The 21,135-nt window shown below is 65.6% G+C and carries 16 protein-coding genes and 1 tRNA gene; 4 read left to right on the top strand and 13 right to left on the bottom strand.

The genetic code is table 11. The features are described from left to right. Positions 1-4: 4 nt before the first annotated feature. The 4 genes from dapA to ACLIIZ_RS18280 all read right to left on the bottom strand — a co-directional run bounded on the left by dapA (position 5) and on the right by ACLIIZ_RS18280 (position 3,552). The gene (dapA, locus tag ACLIIZ_RS18295) at positions 5-883 is read right to left on the bottom strand and encodes a 4-hydroxy-tetrahydrodipicolinate synthase (protein WP_416694489.1); all 879 of its coding nucleotides are present in this window, start codon (positions 881-883) and stop codon (positions 5-7) included. Between the two features lie 77 nt (positions 884-960). Further along, complete coding sequence (gene tilS / locus ACLIIZ_RS18290) at positions 961-1,938, bottom strand: tRNA lysidine(34) synthetase TilS (RefSeq protein ID WP_416694487.1); 978 nt, start codon at positions 1,936-1,938, stop codon at positions 961-963. Continuing rightward, entirely contained in the window at positions 1,907-2,875 is a 969-nt protein-coding gene (locus ACLIIZ_RS18285; RefSeq protein ID WP_416694485.1) for an acetyl-CoA carboxylase carboxyltransferase subunit alpha, read from the bottom strand. The genes tilS and ACLIIZ_RS18285 overlap by 32 nt, the downstream gene beginning before the upstream one ends. Before the next feature lie 59 nt (positions 2,876-2,934). Continuing rightward, the gene (locus ACLIIZ_RS18280; protein ID WP_416694482.1) at positions 2,935-3,552 is read right to left on the bottom strand and encodes a DNA-3-methyladenine glycosylase family protein; all 618 of its coding nucleotides are present in this window, start codon (positions 3,550-3,552) and stop codon (positions 2,935-2,937) included. A 117-nt stretch (positions 3,553-3,669) separates the two neighbouring features. Here ACLIIZ_RS18280 and ACLIIZ_RS18275 point away from each other — a divergent pair, with 117 nt between their 5' ends. After that, positions 3,670-4,821: an EAL and HDOD domain-containing protein gene (locus ACLIIZ_RS18275; RefSeq protein WP_416694480.1), complete on the top strand. Its 1,152-nt coding sequence runs from the start codon at positions 3,670-3,672 to the stop codon at positions 4,819-4,821. On the opposite strand, the gene ACLIIZ_RS18270 is transcribed toward ACLIIZ_RS18275, so the two are convergent. After that, on the bottom strand, positions 4,822-5,463 hold the full coding sequence (locus ACLIIZ_RS18270) for an MBL fold metallo-hydrolase (protein ID WP_416694477.1): 642 nt from the start codon (positions 5,461-5,463) through the stop codon (positions 4,822-4,824). It lies immediately after the preceding gene. 123 nt (positions 5,464-5,586) lie between these two features. Between ACLIIZ_RS18270 and ACLIIZ_RS18265 the strand changes: the two genes are divergently transcribed. Beyond that, positions 5,587-6,432: an HDOD domain-containing protein gene (locus ACLIIZ_RS18265; protein WP_416694475.1), complete on the top strand. Its 846-nt coding sequence runs from the start codon at positions 5,587-5,589 to the stop codon at positions 6,430-6,432. Here the strand turns inward: ACLIIZ_RS18265 and ACLIIZ_RS18260 are convergent. The 4 genes from ACLIIZ_RS18260 to ACLIIZ_RS18245 form a co-directional block, all read right to left on the bottom strand. Continuing rightward, entirely contained in the window at positions 6,420-6,554 is a 135-nt protein-coding gene (locus ACLIIZ_RS18260; RefSeq protein WP_416694471.1) for a hypothetical protein, read from the bottom strand. The genes ACLIIZ_RS18265 and ACLIIZ_RS18260 overlap by 13 nt on opposite strands. Then, positions 6,551-7,756 carry an MFS transporter gene (locus ACLIIZ_RS18255; RefSeq protein ID WP_416694468.1) on the bottom strand — a complete coding sequence of 402 codons (1,206 nt, stop codon included), beginning with the start codon at positions 7,754-7,756 and terminating at the stop codon, positions 6,551-6,553. The genes ACLIIZ_RS18260 and ACLIIZ_RS18255 overlap by 4 nt, the downstream gene beginning before the upstream one ends. A 19-nt stretch (positions 7,757-7,775) precedes the next feature. Continuing rightward, the gene (locus ACLIIZ_RS18250) at positions 7,776-9,695 is read right to left on the bottom strand and encodes an ATP-binding cassette domain-containing protein (RefSeq protein ID WP_416694466.1); all 1,920 of its coding nucleotides are present in this window, start codon (positions 9,693-9,695) and stop codon (positions 7,776-7,778) included. 65 nt (positions 9,696-9,760) lie between these two features. After that, on the bottom strand, positions 9,761-11,803 hold the full coding sequence (locus ACLIIZ_RS18245) for a methyl-accepting chemotaxis protein (protein WP_416694464.1): 2,043 nt from the start codon (positions 11,801-11,803) through the stop codon (positions 9,761-9,763). A 92-nt stretch (positions 11,804-11,895) separates the two neighbouring features. On the opposite strand from ACLIIZ_RS18245, the gene ACLIIZ_RS18240 reads away from it, so the two are divergent. Further along, positions 11,896-11,970 (top strand) — tRNA-Arg (locus ACLIIZ_RS18240). A gap of 197 nt (positions 11,971-12,167) precedes the next feature. Next, on the top strand, positions 12,168-13,415 hold the full coding sequence (locus tag ACLIIZ_RS18235; protein WP_416694461.1) for a tyrosine-type recombinase/integrase: 1,248 nt from the start codon (positions 12,168-12,170) through the stop codon (positions 13,413-13,415). Positions 13,416-13,476: 61 nt separating this feature from the next. Here ACLIIZ_RS18235 and ACLIIZ_RS18230 read toward each other — a convergent pair whose 3' ends face one another. The 4 genes from ACLIIZ_RS18230 to ACLIIZ_RS18215 all read right to left on the bottom strand — a co-directional run bounded on the left by ACLIIZ_RS18230 (position 13,477) and on the right by ACLIIZ_RS18215 (position 21,104). Further along, complete coding sequence (locus ACLIIZ_RS18230; protein WP_416694458.1) at positions 13,477-13,659, bottom strand: hypothetical protein; 183 nt, start codon at positions 13,657-13,659, stop codon at positions 13,477-13,479. 10 nt (positions 13,660-13,669) lie between these two features. Continuing rightward, on the bottom strand, positions 13,670-14,182 hold the full coding sequence (locus ACLIIZ_RS18225) for a hypothetical protein (RefSeq protein WP_416694456.1): 513 nt from the start codon (positions 14,180-14,182) through the stop codon (positions 13,670-13,672). 239 nt (positions 14,183-14,421) lie between these two features. After that, on the bottom strand, positions 14,422-14,778 hold the full coding sequence (locus tag ACLIIZ_RS18220) for a hypothetical protein (protein WP_416694454.1): 357 nt from the start codon (positions 14,776-14,778) through the stop codon (positions 14,422-14,424). Between the two features lie 5 nt (positions 14,779-14,783). Continuing rightward, positions 14,784-21,104, bottom strand: coding sequence for a PLxRFG domain-containing protein (locus tag ACLIIZ_RS18215; RefSeq protein ID WP_416694451.1), 6,321 nt, complete (start codon positions 21,102-21,104; stop codon positions 14,784-14,786). Between the last annotated feature and the right edge of the window lie 31 nt (positions 21,105-21,135).

The following is a 21,135-nucleotide window of genomic DNA, read 5'->3' as shown; positions in this document are numbered from 1 at the left end:
TCTTTCATACGTCGATACCGGCCTGGCGCATGGCTGCCAGCACGCGTGCCTGGCCGGCTTCCGCCAGCGGCGTCAGGGGCAGGCGAATGCCTTCGGGCATCAGGCCCATGCGGCTGACCGCCCACTTGACGGGAATCGGGTTGGCCTCGCAGAACAGGTCACGATGCAGGCCGAGCAGGCGGAAATGGATTTCCTTGGCACGCGCGACATCGCCAGCGGCGGCGGCGACGCACATTTCGTGCATCAGGCGCGGCGCGACGTTGGCGGTGACCGAGATATTGCCGTGGAAGCCGAGCATGATCGACAGCACGCAGCTCAGGTCGTCGCCGCTGTACAGGGCGAAACCTTCCGGCGCACGCTGAATCAGGTCACAGGCGCGATCCATGTTGCCGGTCGCGTCCTTGACGCCGACGATACCGGGCACCTCGGCGAGACGCAGGATGGTGTCGTTGCTCATGTCGGCGACGGTACGGCCGGGCACGTTGTAGAGCAGGACCGGTAGGTCGACCGCTTCGGCGATCGCCTTGAAGTGGCGGTAGAGGCCTTCCTGGCTCGGCTTGTTGTAATACGGCACGACCGACAGCGCCATGTCGGCGCCGGCCTTCTTGGCGAAGCGCGTCAGTTCGATGGCTTCCGCCGTCGAATTGGCGCCGGTGCCGGCGATCACCGGGATGCGGCCGGCGGCGTGCTCGACCGTCACGCGGATCAGTTCGCAGTGCTCGTCGACGTCGACGGTCGGGGATTCGCCGGTGGTACCGACAATGACGATGCCGTCGCTACCTTCCTGGACGTGGAAGTCGACCAGGTTGCGCAGGGCGTTGAAATCGAGGCTGCCATCCTCGTGCATGGGCGTGACGATGGCGACAATGGATCCGGTAATCATGGCCTGTTTACAAATAAATAATCCGGTGATTGTAACTGAAGGCTTCCGACAGGGGAAAGGCAGGCGGTAAGCAATTGTTATCCACCCGGCAACCAGCGCAGCCGGGCCCGGCTCAGACGCATCCGGCCGGCCGGCAGTTGCAATTCGGGATGACGGTCGGGTGCAGCATCGAGCAACTGGCGGACGAACTCGTCGAGACGGTTGGCCGCTGGCGGCTGCCAGCCCAGTTGTTGCAAGCGCCAACGCAGCAGGTTCCGGAGACGGGCCGGCGCCAGTTCACGCAGTTGCGGCAGGCGCGCCGCGTCGCCGTCGGCGACGCGCTGCCAGTCCACTTCGGCCAGCGCGTCGAGCAGTTCGCCGGCTTCGGCGAAATGCCCGGCGGCCCGGACAAGCGCCGCCTCGGCACCGGGAAAGCGCTCGTTCAGTTCAGGCAGGATGCGGTGGCGCAGGAAATTGCGCGACAGCCGCGTGTCTTCGTTGCTTTCGTCGTCGATCCAGGCCAGCCCGCGGGCCTGCGCATAGGCGTCGATTTCGGCGCGCGCTGTGCCGAGCAGCGGACGCAGCAGGCGCAGGCCGTGGTTCTCTCGTTCGCCGCGCATGCCGGCGGCACCGGCGACGCCGCTACCGCGCAGCAGGTTGAAGAGGACGGTCTCGGCCTGGTCGCCGCGATGCTGGGCGAGCAGCAGCGTGCCGCCGGTCCCGGCACAATCGGCAAAAGCCGCGTAGCGGGCGGCACGGGCGGCGGCTTCCAGTCCCTGGCCGGTGCTGCGGTCGACGACCACCGGAACGACGGTCAGCGGCACGGCCAAGCGCGCGCAGGTAGCGCGGCAGAAATCGGCCCAGTCATCGGCGCGCGGCGACAGGCCATGGTTGACGTGGATTGCCGCGAGCCGGCCGGCCAGCGGCAGACGGCTCAGCAGATCGAGCAGGACGATGGAATCGCGCCCGCCGGAGAGACCGAGATGGACGGTCGCGCCGGGAGCGATGCGGGCGGCGACGAAAGCGCCGACCCGCTGGAAAAGGTCAGTCGGCAGGCTGTTCCTTGAAGCGGCCATAGCTCATCAGGCGCTCGTAGCGCTGCGCCAGCAGGGCATCGACCGGCAGGCCGGAAAGCTGTTTGAGCGCGTCCTGCAAGGCCTTCTTCAGGTTGGCCGCCATCGCGACGTGGTCGCGGTGGGCGCCGCCGAGCGGTTCGTTGACGATGCGGTCGATCAGGCCCAGCGTCTTCAGGCGCTGCGCCGTGATGCCCATGGTTTCAGCGGCTTCCGGCGCCTTGTCGGCGCTCTTCCAGAGAATGGAAGCGCAACCTTCCGGCGAGATCACCGAGTAGGTCGAGTACTGCAACATCTGCACGGTGTCGCCGACGGCGATCGCCAGCGCGCCGCCGGAACCGCCTTCGCCGATGATGGTGACGATCACCGGCACCTTCAGTTCCGCCATCACATAGAGGTTGCGGCCGATCGCCTCGGACTGGCCGCGCTCCTCGGCACCGATGCCGGGATAGGCGCCGGGCGTGTCGACGAAGGTCAGCACCGGCAGGCCGAACTTCTCGGCCAGCTTCATCAGGCGCAGCGCCTTGCGATAGCCTTCCGGACGCGGCATGCCGAAGTTGCGGTGGATCTTTTCCTTGGTGTCACGACCCTTCTGGTGGCCGATCACCATCACCGGCTCGCCGTTGAAGCGGGCGAGGCCACCGACGATCGCATGGTCGTCGGCAAAGGCGCGGTCGCCGTGAAGTTCTTCGAAGTCGGTGAAGATGTGCTGGATGTAATCGAGCGTGTACGGGCGTTGCGGATGACGGGCGACCTGCGAGATCTGCCACGGCGTCAGCTTGGCGTAGACGTCCTTGGTCAGCTGGGCACTTTTCTTTTCCAGGCGGCCGATTTCGTCCGAGATATCGACCGCGGAATCATCCTGGACGAAGCGCAACTGTTCGATCTTGGCTTCGAGCTCGGCAATCGACTGCTCGAAATCGAGGAAACTGATTTTCATGGACTACTCGGTTCTGAAGTTGGCGCGCATTTTACCCCAAAGGTCAGAAGGGCAATGCGTCAGTACTCGACCGGCACCGGATCAAGACTGCGCCAGAGATACCAGGTAGCCACCGAACGCCACGGCCGCCAGCGTTCGCCGACGCTCGCCAGCTCGCGCCGGCTGGGTCGGGCGCCAGCGAAGTAATGCTGGGCGATCGCCCGTTGCAGGCCGATGTCGTCGAGCGGAAAGACATCCGGCCGCATCAGGTTGAAGATCAGGAACATCTCCGCCGTCCATCGGCCGATGCCGCGCACCCGGCACAACTCGACGATCAGCGTCTCGTCGTCGAGGCGATGCCAGCCATCGGGATCGAGACGACCGTCGAGGAAATGCGCGGCGAGGTCAGCCAGGTATTCGATCTTGCGCTGCGACAGACCGCAACCGGCCAGCCCCTCGCGGCCGAGGGCCGCCACCGCCGCCGGCGACAGCGTGCCGACGCGCGCGACGAAACGCCCCCAGACCGCGTCGGCGGCTTTCACCGAAATCTGCTGGCCAACCACCGAGCGGGCCAGCGTGGCGAACGGGTCACCACGCGAGGCCAGCGCGGCGCCGGCGTGCGTTTCGATCAGGGCGGCCAGCGGCGCATCGAGCGCGGCCAGCGCGCGCGTTGCCTCGGTCCAATAGTCGGGAATCATCACCCGCATCATCCCACAAGGCCGACACCCGGCCAACGCCGAAAAATCGTCGCACCGCCCCATCTTGTTGCAGGTAAAGATTTGCTAATATCGGCCAAAACCACCAAGAAGCCCGCCATGCCTCTGCCCGGCTACGATTTCATCCACCCCCTGCTCGACCACGGCGACCGCCATGCCGCCTATTTCGTCGAGAGCAACGACCCGACGGCCAGCCCGACTGGCCAGGCGATCCCTGCCCACCCGCTGTTCGATGGTTTCGACCATCGCCAGCCCTGGTTTCTGGCCGCCACGCCGCTCGCCGCCAGCAGCGCCGAGCGCATCATCGCCTGCTTCCGCGCCGGGGGGGAAGACGCCAGCGAACTGGAAGCCGCCCTGCGCCAAATGAAACGCAAGCTGGGCCTGATCGCTGCCCCGGAGCGCAAACTACCGGCGAGCGGCGCCTGGGATTACCTGCTGCTGCCGGTCAGTCAGGCACGTGTCCAAGCGCCGTACACGCTGCTCGGCCTGGCGACGCGCACGGTGATCGTCGCCACCGAGGTGCAGACGCACAGCGACCGCGACTGGGCACTGGCCAACGCCTGCACCTTCTGCACCGGCGAATACCTGCTGACGCGCAGCGCCAACGGCAGGAAGGCCGACACGACGCGCCAGAAGATGCTCAGGCTGCTCGCCCTGATTGCCCAGGACGCCGACACCGCCGAGCTCGACGAAGTCTTCCGCCAGGAGAGCAAACTCTCCTACAGCCTGCTGCGCCTGGTCAATTCGGCGGCGATGGCGCCGCGCACGCCGATCACCTGCTTCTCCCAGGCGATCAACATGCTTGGCCGCCGGCAGTTGCAGCGCTGGTTGCAACTCCTGGTTTACGCCGATCCGGACAACGACCTCCACCCCAACCCGCTGCTCTACAAGGCGGCGGTGCGCGGCCGGCTGATGGAACTGCTGACGCAGAACTTCGCCGCCCAGGCCGAGCCGGCCACAACTGGCGACGGCGCCTTCATGATCGGCAGCTTTTCGCTGCTCGATGTCCTGCTCAACATGTCAATGCCGGAAATCCTGCAGCAACTACCGCTGGCCCCGGCGATCAACGCTGCCCTGGCGCATCACGCTGGCTCGGCCGGCAAACTGCTGCGGGCGCTGGATGCCGCCGACCGGCGCAATTACGCAATCGCCGCCGGGCTGCTCGACGAACTGGCGATTGCTCCGGACCGTTTCCGCGACGCCCAGATGCAGGCACTGCAATGGGCCGGGCGCATCCACGTCGCCGCTTGATCAGCCGAAACGACCGCTGAGAAAGGGGTTGTAGCGGCGCTCCTCGCCCAGCGTCGACATCGGCCCGTGACCGGGAATGAAGGCGACGTCGTCGCCGAGCGGGAACAGCTTGTCCTTGATCGAGGCGATCAGCGTCGCGTGGTCGCCACGCGGGAAATCGGTGCGCCCGATCGAGCCTTGGAACAGCACGTCGCCAACCTGCGCCAGGCGGCTCGGCGCATGGAAGAAGACGACGTGTCCCGGCGTGTGGCCGGGGCAGTGCAGCACGTCGAGTTCGACCTCGCCGAAACGCACTTTGTCGCCATCGACCAGCCAGCGGTCCGGGGTGAAGGGCGCCGTGTCCGGGAAGCCGAACATCCGGCTCTGCTGCCCCATGGCGTCGATCCAGAAGGCGTCTTCGGCCTGCGGCCCCTCGATCGGCACGCCGGTTCTGGCGACCAGCGTGGCGACACCGCCGGCGTGGTCGATGTGGCCGTGTGTCACCAGCACCTTGGCCAGCGTCAGCCCCTCTGCCGCCAGCGCGGCGAGGATGCGATCGACATCGCCGCCGGGATCGATGACCGCCGCCTGACGGGTCTTCTCGCACCAGAACAGGGTGCAGTTCTGCTCGAAGGGAGTGACGGGAACGATCTGATGGCGCATGGCGAAACGGAAGAATGGACAAGGGCGGCGATTATCGCATGGCGGCAGGCTTGCCCGCCGTCAGCCCGGCCCTTACACTGCCTGCCATCCGGGCCCGCCGCCCGTTCTGCGAGCGAGATGCGCATGATCGACGCCCCCCTGCCCGACCGCGATGCCTGGGTGCTGCTGTTCAGCAACAACAGCCTGCCGGTTCTGCGCGCCACCCGGCGGCGCCTCGACGAAATGCGCGCCGACCTCGACACCCTGGACGCCCGCGAACTGGCCCAGCTGATCCTGCGCGACCCGATCATGACCGTGCGCGTGCTCGCCTACATCCAGCCCTTCCGCGGCCGCTCGCTGCAGCACGACATCGCCACCATCGCCGGCGCCGTGATGATGTCCGGCCTGTTTCCCTTCTTCCGCCGTTTCGACGCCCTGCCGACGATCGAGAACACGCTGCACGGCGGCGACCCGCACGCCCTGCTCGGCGTCCTCCACATCGTCCGCCGTGCCCAGCGCGCCGCCGACTACGCGCAGGACTGGGCAATCTGGCGCCACGACATCAACCTGGAGGAAGTGCGCATCGCCGCGCTACTCCACGACCTCGCCGAAATCCTCGTCTGGTGTTTCGCGCCGGCGCTGGGGCTGCGCATCCAGGCGCTGCTCCAGGCCAACCCCGGGATGCGCAGCGCCGACGCCCAGCAGCAGGTGCTCGGCCTGACGTTTCAGGAAATCCAGCTCGCCCTGTGCAAGATCTGGCATCTGCCGGAATTGCTCAGCCTGTTGATCGACGACAGCCAGGGCGACAGTCCGCGCGTCCGCAACGTCTCGCTGGCCGTCCGCCTGGCACGCCATTCGGCGCAGGGCTGGGACAATCCGGCGCTACCCGACGATTACCGCGAGATCGGTGCCCTGCTCAACCTCAACCTGGAAGCGGTACGCCAGCATCTCGGCGTGCCGAACGGCAACGCCGGCGATCAACCGCAGTAATTGAGGTTGGCCCAGTCGAGCAGCAGCTCCGGCATCTGGTAGGCCATGAAGATCAACGCCAGCAGGATCAGCAGGGCGGCGATGCCAGCGCCGGCGAGCACGGATTTCCAGTGCGGCTTCACGCGCCGGCGGGCCGCAGCAGCGGCTTTTCGTTGACCGGCCAGGAGCAGAGCGCGGCCAGCACCGAAAGGACGATGGAAATCGTCCATGCCAGACTGTAAGAGCCGGTCTCGTCGAAGATCCGTCCGCCCAGCCAGGCGCCGAGGAAGCTGCCCAACTGGTGGCCGAGGAAGACGATGCCGGCCAGCATCGACAGGTAGCGCAGGCCAAAGATCTGCGCCACCAGACCGTTGGTCAGCGGCACCGTGCCCAGCCAGAGGATGCCCATCACCGCTGCGAAGCCCCAGGCGCTCGCCGTCGTCAGCGGCAGCAGCATGAAGATCAGGATGGCCACGCCGCGTATCGCGTAGATCGCCACCAGCAGGTTCTTCTTGCTGCCGCGCCCGCCGGCCCAGCCGAAGAAGAAGGAACCGAAGATGTTGAACAGGCCGATCAGCGCCACCGCGGTCATGCCGACGTTGGCGCTCAGGCCGCCGTCGACCAGGAAGGACGGCAGGTGGAGCATGATGAAGGCGGTCTGGAAGCCGCACACGAAATAGCCCCAGAACAGGTAGTGGAAGCTCTTCTGCGTGCCCGCCTCGCGCAGTGCCTCGCCAATCGACTGGCCGCCGCCGGCGGCCGGCTTGTGGCCGTCGGCCATGGCATACGCCAGTGGCGCGATCAGGCCGACGCCGCAGGCGAGCAGGACCAGCGCGCTCTGCCAGCCCCAGGCGTTGATCAGCGCCTGGCCGATCGGCAGCACCGCGAACTGGCCGAAGGAGCCGCCGGCGCCGGCAATGCCGAGCGCCAGGCTGCGCCGCTCCGGCGTCGTGTGGCGGCCGATGACGCCCATGATCACGGCGAAGGTCGTCCCCGACAGGCCGAGACCGATCAGCACGCCGGCCGACAGGTCGAAGGCGAGCGGCGAACTCGCCTGCGCCATCAGCACCAGGCCAAGCGCGTAGAGGAGCGCGGCAACAAACACGGTGCGGCCGGCGCCGTGGCGGTCGGCGAAAGCCCCGGCGAACGGCGAGGCCAGCCCCCAGACCAGGTTCTGGATGGCGATGGCGAAGGAGAAGGTCTCGCGGCTCCAGCCGTGCGCCATCGTCATCGGCTGCAGGAAGAGGCCGGCGGTGTGGCGCACGCCCATCGACAGGGTGAGGATCAGGCCGCCGATGACCAGGATCAGCAGCGGCGTGCGCCAGGAAGTTCGGGGCAGGTTCATGGCGTTTCGATTGCCGTTTTCAGCTCGGGTTCCCGGCGCGCGCCTCGAGCGCTTCCCAGCGTTCGAGCAGGGCCATCAGTTCGTCGTCGATCGTTGCCAGACGCGCCGAGGCGTTCTGCGCCCCCTGCGCGTCGCGCTGGTAGAGGCCGGGGTCTTCGAGCAATGCGGTCAGCTTCGCCTGTTCGGCTTCCAGCGCAGCGATCTTCTCCGGCAGTGCTTCCAGTTCGCGCTGCTCCTTCCAGCTCAGCTTGTCGACCTTCGTCTTCGCCGCTTCGACCGGTTTCGCCGCCTTGGTCTCGGCTTTCGGCTTGTCAGCCGCGACCTTCGCCAAGCTCGCCTGGTAGTTCGCCCAGTCGCTGTAGCCGCCGGCGTACTCCTTCCAGACGCCATCGCCTTCGGCGGCGATGGTCTGGGTGACGACGTTGTCGAGGAAGGTACGATCGTGGCTGACCAGGAAGAGCGTGCCGTCGTAGTCCTGGAGGAGTTGTTCGAGCAGTTCGAGGGTGTCGATGTCGAGGTCGTTGGTCGGCTCGTCAAGCACCAGCACGTTGGCCGGCTTGGCGAACAGGCGGGCGAGCAGCAGGCGGTTGCGTTCGCCGCCGGAGAGCGAGCTGACCGGCGAGCGGGCGCGCTCGGGCGCGAACAGGAAATCTTCCAGGTAGCCGATGACGTGTTTGCGGGCGCCGCCGATCTCGACCCAGTCGGAGCCCGGCGAGATGACGTCGGCCAGCGTCGAATCCGGATTGAGCTGGGTGCGGAACTGGTCGAAGTAGGCGATTTCCAGCTTCGTGCCCTGCCGTACCGTTCCCGCGTCCGGCGCCAGTTCGCCGAGGATGAGGCGCAGCAGCGTCGTCTTGCCGGCGCCGTTGGGGCCGATCAGGCCGATCTTGTCGCCGCGCTGGATGCGCGTCGAGAAATCGCTGACGATGCGGCGCGCCCCCCAGGACTTGCTGACGTGATCCAGTTCGGCGACCAGCTTGCCGCTCTTGTCGCCGCTTTCCAGCTGCAGGTTGACGCGGCCCATGCGCTCGCGCCGCGCCTGGCGCTCGGCGCGCAAGCGGTCGAGGCGCTGGACGCGGAACACCGCGCGCGTGCGCCGCGCCTCGACGCCCTTGCGGATCCACACTTCCTCTTCCTTGAGCAGCTTGTCGGCGCGCGCGTTGGCCAGCGCCTCCTCGTGCAGCATCGCTTCCTTGCGCTGCTGGTACTGCGTGAAATTGCCGGGAAAACTCGCCAGCTGGCCGCGATCGAGCTCGACGATGCGGGTGCTGACGCGGTCGAGGAAGGAACGGTCGTGGGTGATGAAGAGGAGCGTCACGCCGGATTCGATCAACAGCGTTTCCAGCCATTCGATGGCGGCGATGTCCAAGTGGTTGGTCGGCTCGTCGAGCAGCAGCACTTCCGGTGCCACGGCTAGCGCCTGGGCCAGCGCCAGGCGCTTCTTCTGGCCGCCGGAGAGGCTGCCGACCTGCGCTTCCGGATCGAGCCCGAAGCGGGCGATGACCTTTTCCGCCTGCGCCTCGTAGGCCCAGGCGCCGCGCGCTTCCAGTTCCTGTTGCAGTTGCGCCATGCGGGTCAGCAACGCGTCGTGATCGCCGCCTTCGCCCAGGCGGTGCGACACCGCGTGGTACTCGGCGAGCAGCGCCGAAGTCTCACCCATGCCGGAAATCACCGCCTCGAACACCGAATGCGCCGGATCGAAAGGCGGCTCCTGCGGCACGTAGCCGACGCGGATGCCGGGCTGTACCCAGACCTCGCCGTCATCGAGCCGGCCCTTGCCGGAGCCGGCGGCGAGCGCCGCCAGCAGCGACGACTTGCCGGTGCCGTTGCGGCCGATCAGGGCCACCCGCTCGCCGGGGTCGAGCTGGAATTCGGCGTGATCGAGCAACGGCACGTGACCGTAGGCGAGACAGGCAGCGGAAAGTTTCAGGTAGGGCATGGGCGGCAATGAAAACGGCGCCCCGCAAGGCGCCGATGTAATGGGAATGGCAGGATTCTAATCGTTCAGGTGGTGAAACGGGAAAGTTGTGCCTGCAGCTCGTCGGCCAGGTGTTCCAGTTCCTGCGCCCGCTGCCGGTTGCCCAACGCGCGTTCGTTGGTGCCCTCGGCGGCCTGGGCAATGCGTTCGACGAGGCGGGCGATTTCCTGGCTGGCGGCGCTCTGCTCGCGGGTGCCTTCGGCGATGTGCATGACCACGCCGACCGTTTCCTGAACACGGGCATCGATGCTGTTGAGCGCTTCGCCGGCTTCGCGCGCCAGGCCGACGCTGCTGCTCATGTTGCCACTGACCGCCTGCATGCGTTCGACGGCATTCGTTGTCTCCTGCAGGATCGCCGTCACCGTGGTCGAGATTTCCTGCGTCGACATCGCGGTGCGTTCGGCCAGCTTGCGCACCTCGTCGGCGACGACGGCGAAACCGCGGCCCTGCTCGCCGGCGCGGGCTGCCTCAATGGCTGCGTTGAGGGCAAGCAGGTTGGTCTGCTCGGCAATCTCGCGGATGACGCCGACAACGCTGGAAATCTGCTTCGAGCGCTCGCCCAGCGACTCGATCAGCACTGCCGATTCGCTGATGTCGCCGGCCACCCGCTCCAGCTCCTGCATGGTCCGGGTGACGACCTGGCGGCCGCTGGCGGTGACCGCCTTCGAGTTTTCGGAAATCTCCGCCGCATGGTTGGCATTGTCGGCGACCTGCGAGATGCTGACCGATAGCTGCTCGACCGAGGCGGCGATGCCGGAGGCCGACTGCGACGCCTGGCCGGCACTCTCCAGCGCCCGTTGTGCCGCCTCCTGCAAGGCATGCGCGGCGTCGCCGACCTGCCCCGAGGTCTGCGCCGCGCCGCTGACCAGCCGGCGCATGCTGGCGGCCATCTCGTTGAAGGCGCTGGCGATCACATGCACCTCGTTGCGACTGGCCGGGTCGGCGTCGCGCACGCTGACCCGGAGGTCGCCCGAGCTGATCCGGGAAACCTCGCCGACCAGTTGCGACAAGCCGCGCAAGCGGGAATTGACGAGCCAGAAAGTGATCACCGCGAGCACCAGAGCGGCGACGATGCTGATCACGATGACCAGATCGCGCAGGGCATGGCTTTCCTTGAGGTACTCGTCGAGCCAGCTGCCGGTGGCGACCGTCCACCCCCAGGCTTCCGAGGTCGCGGCAACGACGATCTTCTCGCGTTCGCCGCCGTTACCGTCAGGCATCAGGTAACGATAGGCGCCATTCTTGCGGGCGAGGATTTCGCTGACTGCATTTTTCGCGGTCGCCGGCACATCGACTTCGGAAAGCAGCTTTTCCTGGAATTTCGGATGCAGGACGAACTCACCGTCGCCCTTGTCGCCCACCGGCCGCACGATATAGACGTAACCGGTATTACCGGCGACGATGCTGCCGAACTGGGCGCGGATGCGCTTCAGCTCGTCCTCCAGCGCGATGCGTACGGACACCGCCCCCCAGGCCTTACCGGCAGCGTCGCGCAGCAGGCGCACGGTGCTGAAGTAGTACTTGCCGCCGCGCACCGCCAAGCCCTGGTAATCCTTGCCGGCGAGCACTGACAGCGTCACCGGATCGTCGGCCTTGACCGGCACGCCGTGCATCGGCTTGCCATCCTTGTCACGCAACAAAGTGCTCAGGCGATAAACCTTGCCGTCACGCAGGACAAGCAACGCCGCCTCGTCGCCGCTCAACGTCTGAAAGGCCTTGAGGATGCGCTCGTTGCCGTTGAGCACCTCGTTGCCGAGGCGAACCACCGGCAACTCGACATCGCCGGTCCGGACCAGCTCGCTGCCGGGTTGCAGCGTGCCATTGAGGTTGCGCATGAAAAAATCGGACTGCCGGTTACCGCGGTCGCGCACCGCCTCGAACAGCGCATCGAGAGTTCCCGCCATCAGTTTCGCTTCATGCGTCAGATTGTGCTCGGCGACGCTCAGCGCGGCACCATCGGCGCGCCACTGGACGATCGCGGTCATCGCCGTGAACACCAGCAGCAAGGCGCCGACCAGCGCGACGATCAATTGCTGGGCGATAGGCCGACTGGAAAAAGCCCCCCTCATTTTTGTCTCCATTTTTGTGATTTGTCGTCCGCTCAATCTATCACAAGGGTCGGCCAGCCGGTACAATGCGCCCCTGCCCGCCAAACCGGCACGCCTCCATAGTTAAATGGATATAACACGCCCCTCCTAAGGGCGAATTGGTGGTTCGATTCCACCTGGGGGCACCACTCCGGTGTCTCCAGTCATCCAGCAACGACCATTTAGACCCGGCAAAGCCCCGTAAACACAGGGTTTCCTGCTAAAATTCGTCTGTGTTTGTCCACGTTTGTCGCGGTGCAGCTACCGATTTTGTTGGTACATCTGTTGGTACCGGAGCAATGTACCAACAAGCCCTCGACGAATGTACCAACAGAGCGAGGCTAAGATGCTGACTGACAAGGAAATTTCCAACCTCAAGCCACGAGAAAAAGCGTATCGCGTTGCCGACGGCGGCGGGCTCTTCGTCGAGGTCAGACCAGACGGGAAGAAATATTGGCGCCAGGCCTACCGGTTCGCCGGGAAGCAAAAGATGCTCGCCCATGGCGTTTATCCCACCGTCAGCGCGAAGGCTGCCAGAGCGAAGCGAGACGACGCAAAGGCCCTGCTTGACCAAGGCATTGATCCGGGGCAACAACGCAAGGTCGAGAAGCTGACAAAGGAGTTGGCCTCAGCGCTGACTTTCGAGGCCGTGGCCAGAGAGTGGCACAGCAGTCGCAGCGCCAAGCTGTCGGACAAGACCAACCACAAGACAATCGTTGCTCTCGAGCAGCACGTATTCCCGCACCTGGGCGTCTTGCCGATCGCCGACATCGAGGCGGCCCATATCGCCGTAGTAGTCAAAAAGCTGGACACGGCAGGAAAAGGAGAAACGGCCCGCCGTGTTCGCTCCTGGATCGACGCGGTATTCCGCTATGCGATTCTCCACGGGAAGGCACGCGCCAACCCGGCTGCAGCGATCCGCTGCAGGGATCTCGGCCTCGGCGACGCCAACGAGAAACACTTCGCCAGCTTGGCCATCGCCGATTTGCCGGCCTTCCTTCGTGCAGTCGACGACCCCGCGAAGCCGGTCGATTACCGCACCCGCCTGGCCCTGCAGCTTCTTCTCCTGACCTTTGTTCGTCCGGGGGAGCTGGCGTGGGCGAAGTGGAACGAATTCAACGTCGACGCCAGGGAGTGGCGTATCCCTCCTGAGCGCGTGGAAGGCAAAGGGCGAGGCATGAAAATGCGAGAGGAGCACGTCGTACCGCTCAGCGACCAAGCCCTGGCCGCTCTTGAACAGCTACGCCCTCTGACAGGGCGCGGCGAATTCCTTTTCCCCTGCATCGGCGACCCGACACGCGGCATGTCGGACAACACGCTCCGCCAGGCTGTACAACGCGGCCTTGGCTTTCCGGTGACCGCGCACGGGATGCGTGCCACGGCGACCAGCGCGCTCCTAGAGTTGGGCTGGCCTGCGCACATCATCGACAAGCAGCTCGCCCACAGAGAGCGCCGCGGCGCAACATTCGGCGCCTACAGCCACCAAGCCGAGTATCTACCGGAACGCCGGCAGATGATGGAGGCTTGGGGGCGGCACCTGCAGGCGCTGAAGACCGGCGCGAAGATTACGCCGATCAGGAGTAAGGCTGCCTAACTCCTCGGGTACAAAAAAAAACCCGCCAGTTGTGGCGGGCATTACTTCTAGTCGAGCGATTTCACGCAGCGATTTTCAATTCTTCAGAATGGCGGTCATTTGCAGAAAAGAGCGCATCACGAACAGCCTCTTCGTCAGTAGTAGCGATCCATTCGGACACAGCCACGCGCACGGCTGAGAAAAACTGTTCTTCGCACGGCCTGATCGATTCACGAACGTTCATATACGAAACAGGGCTAGACATAGCGATCTCCTTAAATTTTACTTACAACAAGCCAGCGACCTTCCATGTCAACACGAACATTAGAGTCAACGCCTGCATCTTTTATAATAGCAAGCCGGATACTATGCAACAAGCTCAACAGAGGGTCCGTCCTGCCATAAATCTTAAAAGTACTAGAATTGTTCTGCGAAGATAGGTCAAAGGCTCCCTTTATTGCGTCAACGTAGATCATAACAATCTGATTCTGATGCTCGGCAACGTTCCAGAATTGAGGCGTAATGATTATCTTTAGCAGCTTTGTGAGCCCCCCTCTATGCCCAGAGGCAACAACATCGATAAATGCAGAGGCAACTTTTGCACCTTCTTGGACAAGCGCGTACACCAAAGATTCTCCACCCGCCGACTGGTAGTTGATGTGCGCCCCAATCCAGTCAAACAGCGCGCCATACTCACTAGCAAATTCGTCCGCGCCAACAGTCAGCTCCCATACCCGCCTAGTGTCCTCAAGAATTTGGGGAGTTACTTTCACCGTTGAATATGCCATAAAAATACTCCTATGTTGTCTGGAGAATATAGCACAACAAGCCAAAATTTATGCCAACAAACTTTTTAGCGATGCTCAACAAGCATCTTCCCAAATTCCTAGAACCAAGCGTAGATACCTAGCAAGGCTCCCCCTGCCGCCTTCCCACCTCCACAATCCACCTCACTGGATCGGCTGCACCCCGTGAAAGTAAAAAAGGCACGAAGGGGCGGACCTACAAAGTCCGCCCCTTCACACATTCAGGCCTCGATCTTGGCGCGGCGACCCTTCACAACGATATTCAGCCCCGCCGCGCGCAGCCGCTCGATGTCCGCCGGCAGACAGTCGCCGGTGCGCCGGGCGTAACGGTAGCCCCCTCGCCGGCACTGCTCAATCTCGCCGATCTCCACGCCGAAGTGCGTACCACGCATAACCGCGACCAGAAACTCGTCGCCGGAGCCGTAGGCCTCAGCGAACAGGTTGCGCGACTTCCAGTCTTCCTCGAGCTTGCCCTGGCGCAGTCGCTCGGCAGTCCGGCGCTCCTCAGCCCGGACCTTCGCCGCTGCCTGCAGTTCGGCCGCGTCCATCTCGGCCAGGGTGATCAGTTCGTCTTGCATCGTCGTTACTCCTCGTTTCGTTGAACATTGGCGAAGCGCCCGGCTTCCCGGAGCGGCTCGCGTTTCTTGGTGAGATAGATCCCGTCCTCGATCTGCTGGGCGTTGCGTCGCTTGGTCGCCACAGCCTGGCGCAGCGACTGGCCAGTGATCCGCATTGCCGGGTTCTTCTCGTTGAAGGCCTTGACCTGGTCCAGCACCTCGGCGCGCATGCCCTGGTCGCCGGCCAGTGACGCCTCGACCCACATCCGGCGCAGCTCGCTTGCCCGGTTCTGCAGCCGTGCCTCCTTGCCCTTCACTGCGGCCCGGCCTTCGTACATTTCCGCCAGCGCTGCCGGTTGGAAGCCGATCGCCTGAGCGAAGAGGTCGCCGCCGTCGAGATTGACGCCCAGGTCGTCACCCTTCCAGCTCGTGACGCCCTCGCGCTCGAAGCGCATCGCCTTGAGCGGGTCGCGGATGAATTTTGGGACCAGCGCCTCGACGCCCCGGGAGAACTCGCCCGCGTTGAACGCCTGCGCAGCGGTGCCCAGATTGCCCAAGTAGCCCGCCACCGGTCCGGCCAAGGTCAGCATCCAAGCCTCGACCAAGTCGCGGCCTTCGTGCTCGCCCTGCGGCGGACGGACCCAGAGCTCACCCAGGCCGACGCGCGACGCAATATCGACGTCGACCAGCAGCCGCGCCGGTCCCTTGGCGATGGCCTCGCCGGCTTCTTTGCCGAAGGTGTCGGCCAGCCAGTTGCGATACTCGACTTCCCAGTCCCAGGGCTCATCGTCGCTGCCCATGCCCATCGCCAGCAGGCCCAGCAGCGGAGAGATGCCGAACACACCCAGCGGCAGGCCGAGCGATCCGGCCGCGGCGAAGTGCATCGCGCCGACGCCCAGGAGCATGCGGCGAGCCTCGCGGCGGACTTCCGGTGTTTCGGACTTCAGCGCCAGGTAGGCATTGCGCCACAATGCGTATGTCATGTTTTGGCTGTACTGCTTGAACATCGTCACCACCCGAGCGACGTTACCCTGCATCCAGCGGGCGCGGTTGCTGGCGCTGTAATCGAAGTGCGTCCGGCGCAGCGTCTGCCCCGCCAGCTCGACCGCTGCCTCGTGCGACTTGCCGGCGCTGCGTGCCAGGCGATACGCGGCGAGTCCGGAGACCTGGCGATTGAAGACTTCCGGCAAGTGGAAAGTCCAGCTAACCACTTTCATCGCCCGATTGACCGCAAACGCCCGCTTGCTGGTCGTCCGGTCGGTGTTCGCCACGCCGGCCAGGTCATGCGCCTGGCTGAGATTGACCAGCCCGGCGTCTTCCAGCTCGCGCATCGCCCGGCGCTCGTCAGCGGTCAGCGCCGGGCTGTCCTTCACCACGAAGCCGGACCAGCGGTCCCACCGGCCAGCGAAATAGTCCCGCCCGGCCTTGCTCAGCGCCTGCGATGCCGCGCCCCAGCCGAATTTCGCGCCGAGCCAGGGGAAGGTTACCAGCGGCGTCTGCGTCAGATTGACCAGCCCGGCGGCGACCGATCCGCCCAAGGACATCACGAAACCCACCTGGCCGAGTGCTGCAGCGACCGGGTGCGTGTTCGGGTTGAGCATGTACTCAAGGCGCCGGCCCAGCTCGTTCGCCACTTGCTGCGCCTCGGTCAGGTCGCTGTCGCCCTTCGCCTCAGCCAGGCGCTTGTGCAGGCCGTCCAGCGTGAGCTGCAGCTCGTCGCCGTGGAGCACCCGGGCCAAGTGGTGGCCAGCGTGCTGCATCGACGCAGCGAAGGCGCGCATGGCGTCCTGGCTGAACCCCGGCACAGCCTTCCGGTGGGCAAAGTGCTTGCGCGCGGACTGGTCGGGCAGCATGGCGATGCTGAGTTGGTTCAAGTCGTCCATCAGCGCCGACTTTGCCCGGGCGTCCATCTCGGTGCCGTCGATCAGCTTCAGCACCTGGCCAACGAAATCCGCCGCCGGGGCATCCACCGATGCGTTGTAGTCGCGTTTCGCGGTCAGCTTGACCTGGTACCCCGCCCGGCGCAGTTCGGCTGCCCTGACGTCGCGCGCCGTGCCGCTCTCGAACGCCTCGACGGTACGCTCGCCGGTCGGGCTGCGGCCGATCAGCAGCAGGTCACCGAAGCGTGACAAGGGGAAATACGGGCCACGCGACAGCGCCTTGTCGAACTCCAACCGGATTTGCGCGGCGATCCGCTTGCCGGCCGTGCCTGCTCGTTCCGCCCGCTTGCTCAAGCCGTTGCGCATCTTGATCAGCGTGCCCTCGTAGGTGTCGCGCACTTCGCGGTAGAGCGCCTTCGCTTCAGGGGTGAGCGCCGCCCAGGCCTTCGCAATCGCCCGCTGTTCGATGCCGCTGGGGGCGGCCTGCGGGTCGGCCGGGTCGAACTGCTCGATCGTCGCCTGGTGCATCACGTCGGCCAGGCGGTCGGCCTCATCCGTGCTCAGCCGGCGCCACTTCTCAATGATCTCGTCGGCGCGCTCGGCCAGGACGTTGCGGGCCTGGTCCATTTTCTGCGCGACGTGGTCGAACTCGCCGGCTTCGGGGATCTCGCTGCCGTAGATGTCAGCGAGCTGATCGCGCGTCAAGGCGCCGAGCATCCAGCCGCGATTCTGGGCGATCCAGCCCCGGGCCTTGTTGCGCAGGGTCTGGCGGTCGGTTGCCGGCTGCTCGCTATTGAAGATGCCCAAGGGGTCGTTGTAAGGCGTTACTTTGTTGGCTTCCATGAGCTGCGCGCCCAGGTGCAACGCCTTGCCGAGTGCCGTCTCCTTCGAGGCATCCAGCCCGATCAGGCGGCGGACACTGGTAAGGAATGCTTGCCAGGCCGTGATCAGGCGACCACGCGGCGGGCTTACCTTGAACTGGGAAAGCGCGGCCTGAAACTCGGGATTGGTGAAGGCCTCAGCGGTGAATTCATAGACGTTCGTCAGGCCGTACTGCTCGGCATCCGCCGTGCCCTTGAAGTGCTTGCGAGCGGCCTTCATCAGGCTGGCCATCTGCACCGCTGCCGGGTGCTTCGCAGCAATCGCCCGCACCGTTGCCGCGTGCGTCACTTCGTGCAGGAAGACCTGCTCCGCGCCTGCCAGGCTGTGCAGCTCGATTGCGTCCTGTGCCCCGCGGTATGAGCCTTTGACGCCCTCGTGCTCGCCCGGCTTGAACCCCAGCTTCGTGCCCAGCCCCAAGCGACGTAACGCCCCGGCCAGTTCTCTGTTGTACGGTCGATCGGACTTCTGTTCGATCAAGGTCAGTGCCGCGTCGAGGTCACCCCGCACGGCTGAGGCGAAGACCTGCGCGTCCAGTTCGCTGGTCGTCGAGGTCGCTGATTCGGAGCGGAACGTCGTACTCGGCGCCGGCGAATCGATTCCGGTGGCGAGCAAGCTTTCCGCCGGGCCATCGGCGGCGTCGTAGCGAATACCGTCGAGCACCCGAACGCCGGCCGCCCCAAGCGCTTTCCCGACGTTCTGATAGTCCGCAACCGACACCTTGCCGCCAGGCATCGCGATGACCGCCCCCGTTGCGCCGCCGGTGCTGGCTGCTCGGAACAGGCGCATCAGCCGGCCGTCACGGCGCAGCTCGCCCATCTCGGCGCCGTCGAACGGCACGAAGGCGCTGACCCGGTTCTGCGTGTCGGTGAAGACGACGCCGGCGTTGTCCCGGGCGATCGACTGAACCAAGCGCTTCGCCTGTGCGGGACCGGTGATCGCCTCGCCTGCGCTGGCCTCGACGATTTCGCGCTCGACGACCGGCACGCGGAAAGTGCCCGGCTCATCGGCCGACACCTCGCCGTTGTCGTGCTCGGTGGTCGAGAATTTGACCTTCCCGCCGTCACGGCCGAGCGCTGCCAAGCCGTGGAAGGTGACGCCGGAATCCCGCAGCAGCTCGCCGAGATTCTGGGCCACGCGGCGGTCAGCTTCGGACAGCTCGGGATCGCCGCTCGGGTGATTGTGAGCCAGCCAGAGCCCGGCCGCGCCGTCGATCCGGGACAGCTCGCCGACGAGGGTCGCCACGTCGATAGTCGCCTGTGCGGGACCGCCCTTGAACCCGCCAATCAGCGCCAGGGGGCGCCCTTCCGCATCGGTAACGAGGCCGTCCATGTGCTCGACGGCGAACCGGGACAGCTTCGAAAAGACCCGGGCGCTGTCCAGCCAGGTCTGGACCCGATCTACCGGGAGGTCGCGCTCTCCGACGGTAACAAGCTGGGTTCGGACGTGGTAGATGCCGGGCTCGGCGGGGGATTGTTGGACGACGAGTACGGGGCGGGCTCCGGTCGCAGCACCAGCACGCCCGGCGCCGTCTCGCCGTTCAAGAGAATCTGCTCTTCCTGCGTCGGGTATCGATCCATCGTCACGCTCCAAGGGGATGTCGCCGGCAATCGCGTCCGGCGCTCGTTCAGCATAGCCCGCCGGCTTGGCGCTCGCCAGCGCGGCCTCGACCTGCTCGGCGTGGCGACGGCCAACGAGGACCGAACCATCGCCGCGTTGCATCGTCTTCGCCGACGGTACAGCCGCCAGGATTTTCTCGCGGGCAGCCGGGCCACTGACGACCAGCTCGCCGGTCGCGCGTCGGGTGATGGTCAGCCCTTCGGCCTGGTCGCCGCCGGGCGGGTCCGCCTGAGCAGGCGTCGCCGTTGCGATCCACTCGCGCGGGACGATCATGAAGCCCTCGCCGGCGGGGTGCGGGACAGTGGCATGCGTGTCGCTGCCGTTTCGCAGCGCTTCGGCCTCGGCATAGCTGACCGGCTCGACCTGGCCAGCGAACGCCTCGCCCTCGGCGGTCAGCGCTTGCGGGCGCGGACGAAGCTCGTAGCTGCCGTCTTGCGTCTCGACCGGGTCGAGGTCGAATCCGCTTTGGCGGGCGGCGGCGAGGGCTTCGCGGTAACTGGCAAACCGGCGCAGCGCAGGAGCAGCGTTGCCAGTTCGTTGCCCGTCGCGTCCAGCGTCTGCAGTCCCGCCCAGACCTGCCCCGGCGTCGCCTTGATCCGGCCGAACAGCGCCGACAGGTCCAGCGCCTCGTCCGTCGCCAAAACCTCGGCCGCGATTGCCTGCTGCAGCCAGGTCGTCAAATCCGGCGGTGTCGGTCTGTCCATCGGTCGTTACCGCGGAGCCCCATCCACCAACTGCCGCGCCAGGTCCTGGTTCAACGCCTCCGAACCCGACCGGGCCAGCGCCTGGCGTGACGGCTTCACCTCCGCCAGTGCTGTGTTCAGCGCCTGCTTGATTTCCGGCGGCAAGGAATCCGGTGTCGCCCCAGGGTAGCGGCGATTGATTTCCTGCGCCAGGTTGAGCGGGAGCAATCCATCCGCCACCGCCGCTTGCATCCATTCCGGCAAAGTCGTCTTGCTGTCCACTGTCATGCTCCTGTCGTGTGATGATTTCAACCAGAATTTCTTCGGGCGTTTGCGGGCGAACGGCAGGCCGCGCCACCGCACCGACACCGAGAATGCCCTCCTGCGCTGCGTTGAGCGCAACGTCTTCCCAGAGCGCTTGCTCCGGCAGTGCCCGGCGGACGCCGAAGTTCGAAGCCAGTTGCTCGACCGCGCCCTGCGACGCTTCGTCTGCTACGCCGACAGCGCCAGAGAGGAGCCGGCCACCGTAGCGCGGTGCCACGCCCCCGACCATGCCTTCGAGGCCGAACTTACCGCCGAGCGCGCCGATAGCCCCAGCAATGCCGACTTCGGGCAGGTTGCGCAGGAACTGGGCGCCGATCTCGCGCTTGGCGTCCGCCTCGGGCAGCACCTCGCGCAGCGCGGCATATTCCGGGCTGACTGCGATGAGCTCAGCGTCCGGCGTGTCGTTGATCTTCTGCCAGATGTTGCCGCGGACTTCGCCGGCGGTCAGCCCGCCGCCCATGCCCATCATCGTGGCGGTCCTCGCCGCTGCGCTGGCGCCCTGCAGCGCGCGACCCGCGGCAGCGAACGGGGCCATATTGCCGGCGACCTGTGCGGCCGTGCCGAGTGGGTCCTCCGTAACGGCGTGCTTCAGGTAGGCGCCGGCCTTGCTCCACTCACCATCGGCTGCCCGCAGGTCACGGGCGAGCTGTTCGCGCGATGCCTGCTTCCAGTCGGATTGCTTCTGCTCGCCGGACCTGATGAAATCGCCCAGGGCAGACGACACGGCGGAGTCGGGGGCGAAGAGGTCGACGCCTGCCTTGACCATGCCGGTGGCGCTGTTCGCGATGTCGACCATCGTGTCGTTGGCGACAGCGAAGGCGCTGCGCGACGGCGCGGGACCGAGATAGCGCGCCTTGGAAAAGTCGAATGGCTCATCCCCTGGTGCAGGACCGAGATATTTTGCTTTAGAGAAGTCGAACCCCGGCGGGAGGATGCCGAGCGGATCATCGTTTGCTGCCATATTGCGCCCCTGATTTGTGATGCACCAATCG

It is taken from the genome of Azonexus caeni (assembly GCF_048146105.1).
GTDB lineage: Bacteria > Pseudomonadota > Gammaproteobacteria > Burkholderiales > Rhodocyclaceae > Azonexus > Azonexus aromaticus_B.
Note: the sequence above shows the minus strand (reverse complement) of the source record. Positions and strands in the feature narration are given on the sequence as shown.

Coding starts and splice junctions, on each gene's coding strand:
- dapA (WP_416694489.1), bottom strand. CDS start 883: ATGATTACCGGATCCATTGTCGCCATCGTCACGCCCATGCACGAGGAT.
- tilS (WP_416694487.1), bottom strand. CDS start 1,938: ATGGCCGCTTCAAGGAACAGCCTGCCGACTGACCTTTTCCAGCGGGTC.
- ACLIIZ_RS18285 (WP_416694485.1), bottom strand. CDS start 2,875: ATGAAAATCAGTTTCCTCGATTTCGAGCAGTCGATTGCCGAGCTCGAA.
- ACLIIZ_RS18280 (WP_416694482.1), bottom strand. CDS start 3,552: ATGATTCCCGACTATTGGACCGAGGCAACGCGCGCGCTGGCCGCGCTC.
- ACLIIZ_RS18275 (WP_416694480.1), top strand. CDS start 3,670: ATGCCTCTGCCCGGCTACGATTTCATCCACCCCCTGCTCGACCACGGC.
- ACLIIZ_RS18270 (WP_416694477.1), bottom strand. CDS start 5,463: ATGCGCCATCAGATCGTTCCCGTCACTCCCTTCGAGCAGAACTGCACC.
- ACLIIZ_RS18265 (WP_416694475.1), top strand. CDS start 5,587: ATGATCGACGCCCCCCTGCCCGACCGCGATGCCTGGGTGCTGCTGTTC.
- ACLIIZ_RS18255 (WP_416694468.1), bottom strand. CDS start 7,756: ATGAACCTGCCCCGAACTTCCTGGCGCACGCCGCTGCTGATCCTGGTC.
- ACLIIZ_RS18250 (WP_416694466.1), bottom strand. CDS start 9,695: ATGCCCTACCTGAAACTTTCCGCTGCCTGTCTCGCCTACGGTCACGTG.
- ACLIIZ_RS18245 (WP_416694464.1), bottom strand. CDS start 11,803: ATGAGGGGGGCTTTTTCCAGTCGGCCTATCGCCCAGCAATTGATCGTC.
- ACLIIZ_RS18235 (WP_416694461.1), top strand. CDS start 12,168: ATGCTGACTGACAAGGAAATTTCCAACCTCAAGCCACGAGAAAAAGCG.
- ACLIIZ_RS18230 (WP_416694458.1), bottom strand. CDS start 13,659: ATGTCTAGCCCTGTTTCGTATATGAACGTTCGTGAATCGATCAGGCCG.
- ACLIIZ_RS18225 (WP_416694456.1), bottom strand. CDS start 14,182: ATGGCATATTCAACGGTGAAAGTAACTCCCCAAATTCTTGAGGACACT.
- ACLIIZ_RS18220 (WP_416694454.1), bottom strand. CDS start 14,778: ATGCAAGACGAACTGATCACCCTGGCCGAGATGGACGCGGCCGAACTG.
- ACLIIZ_RS18215 (WP_416694451.1), bottom strand. CDS start 21,104: ATGGCAGCAAACGATGATCCGCTCGGCATCCTCCCGCCGGGGTTCGAC.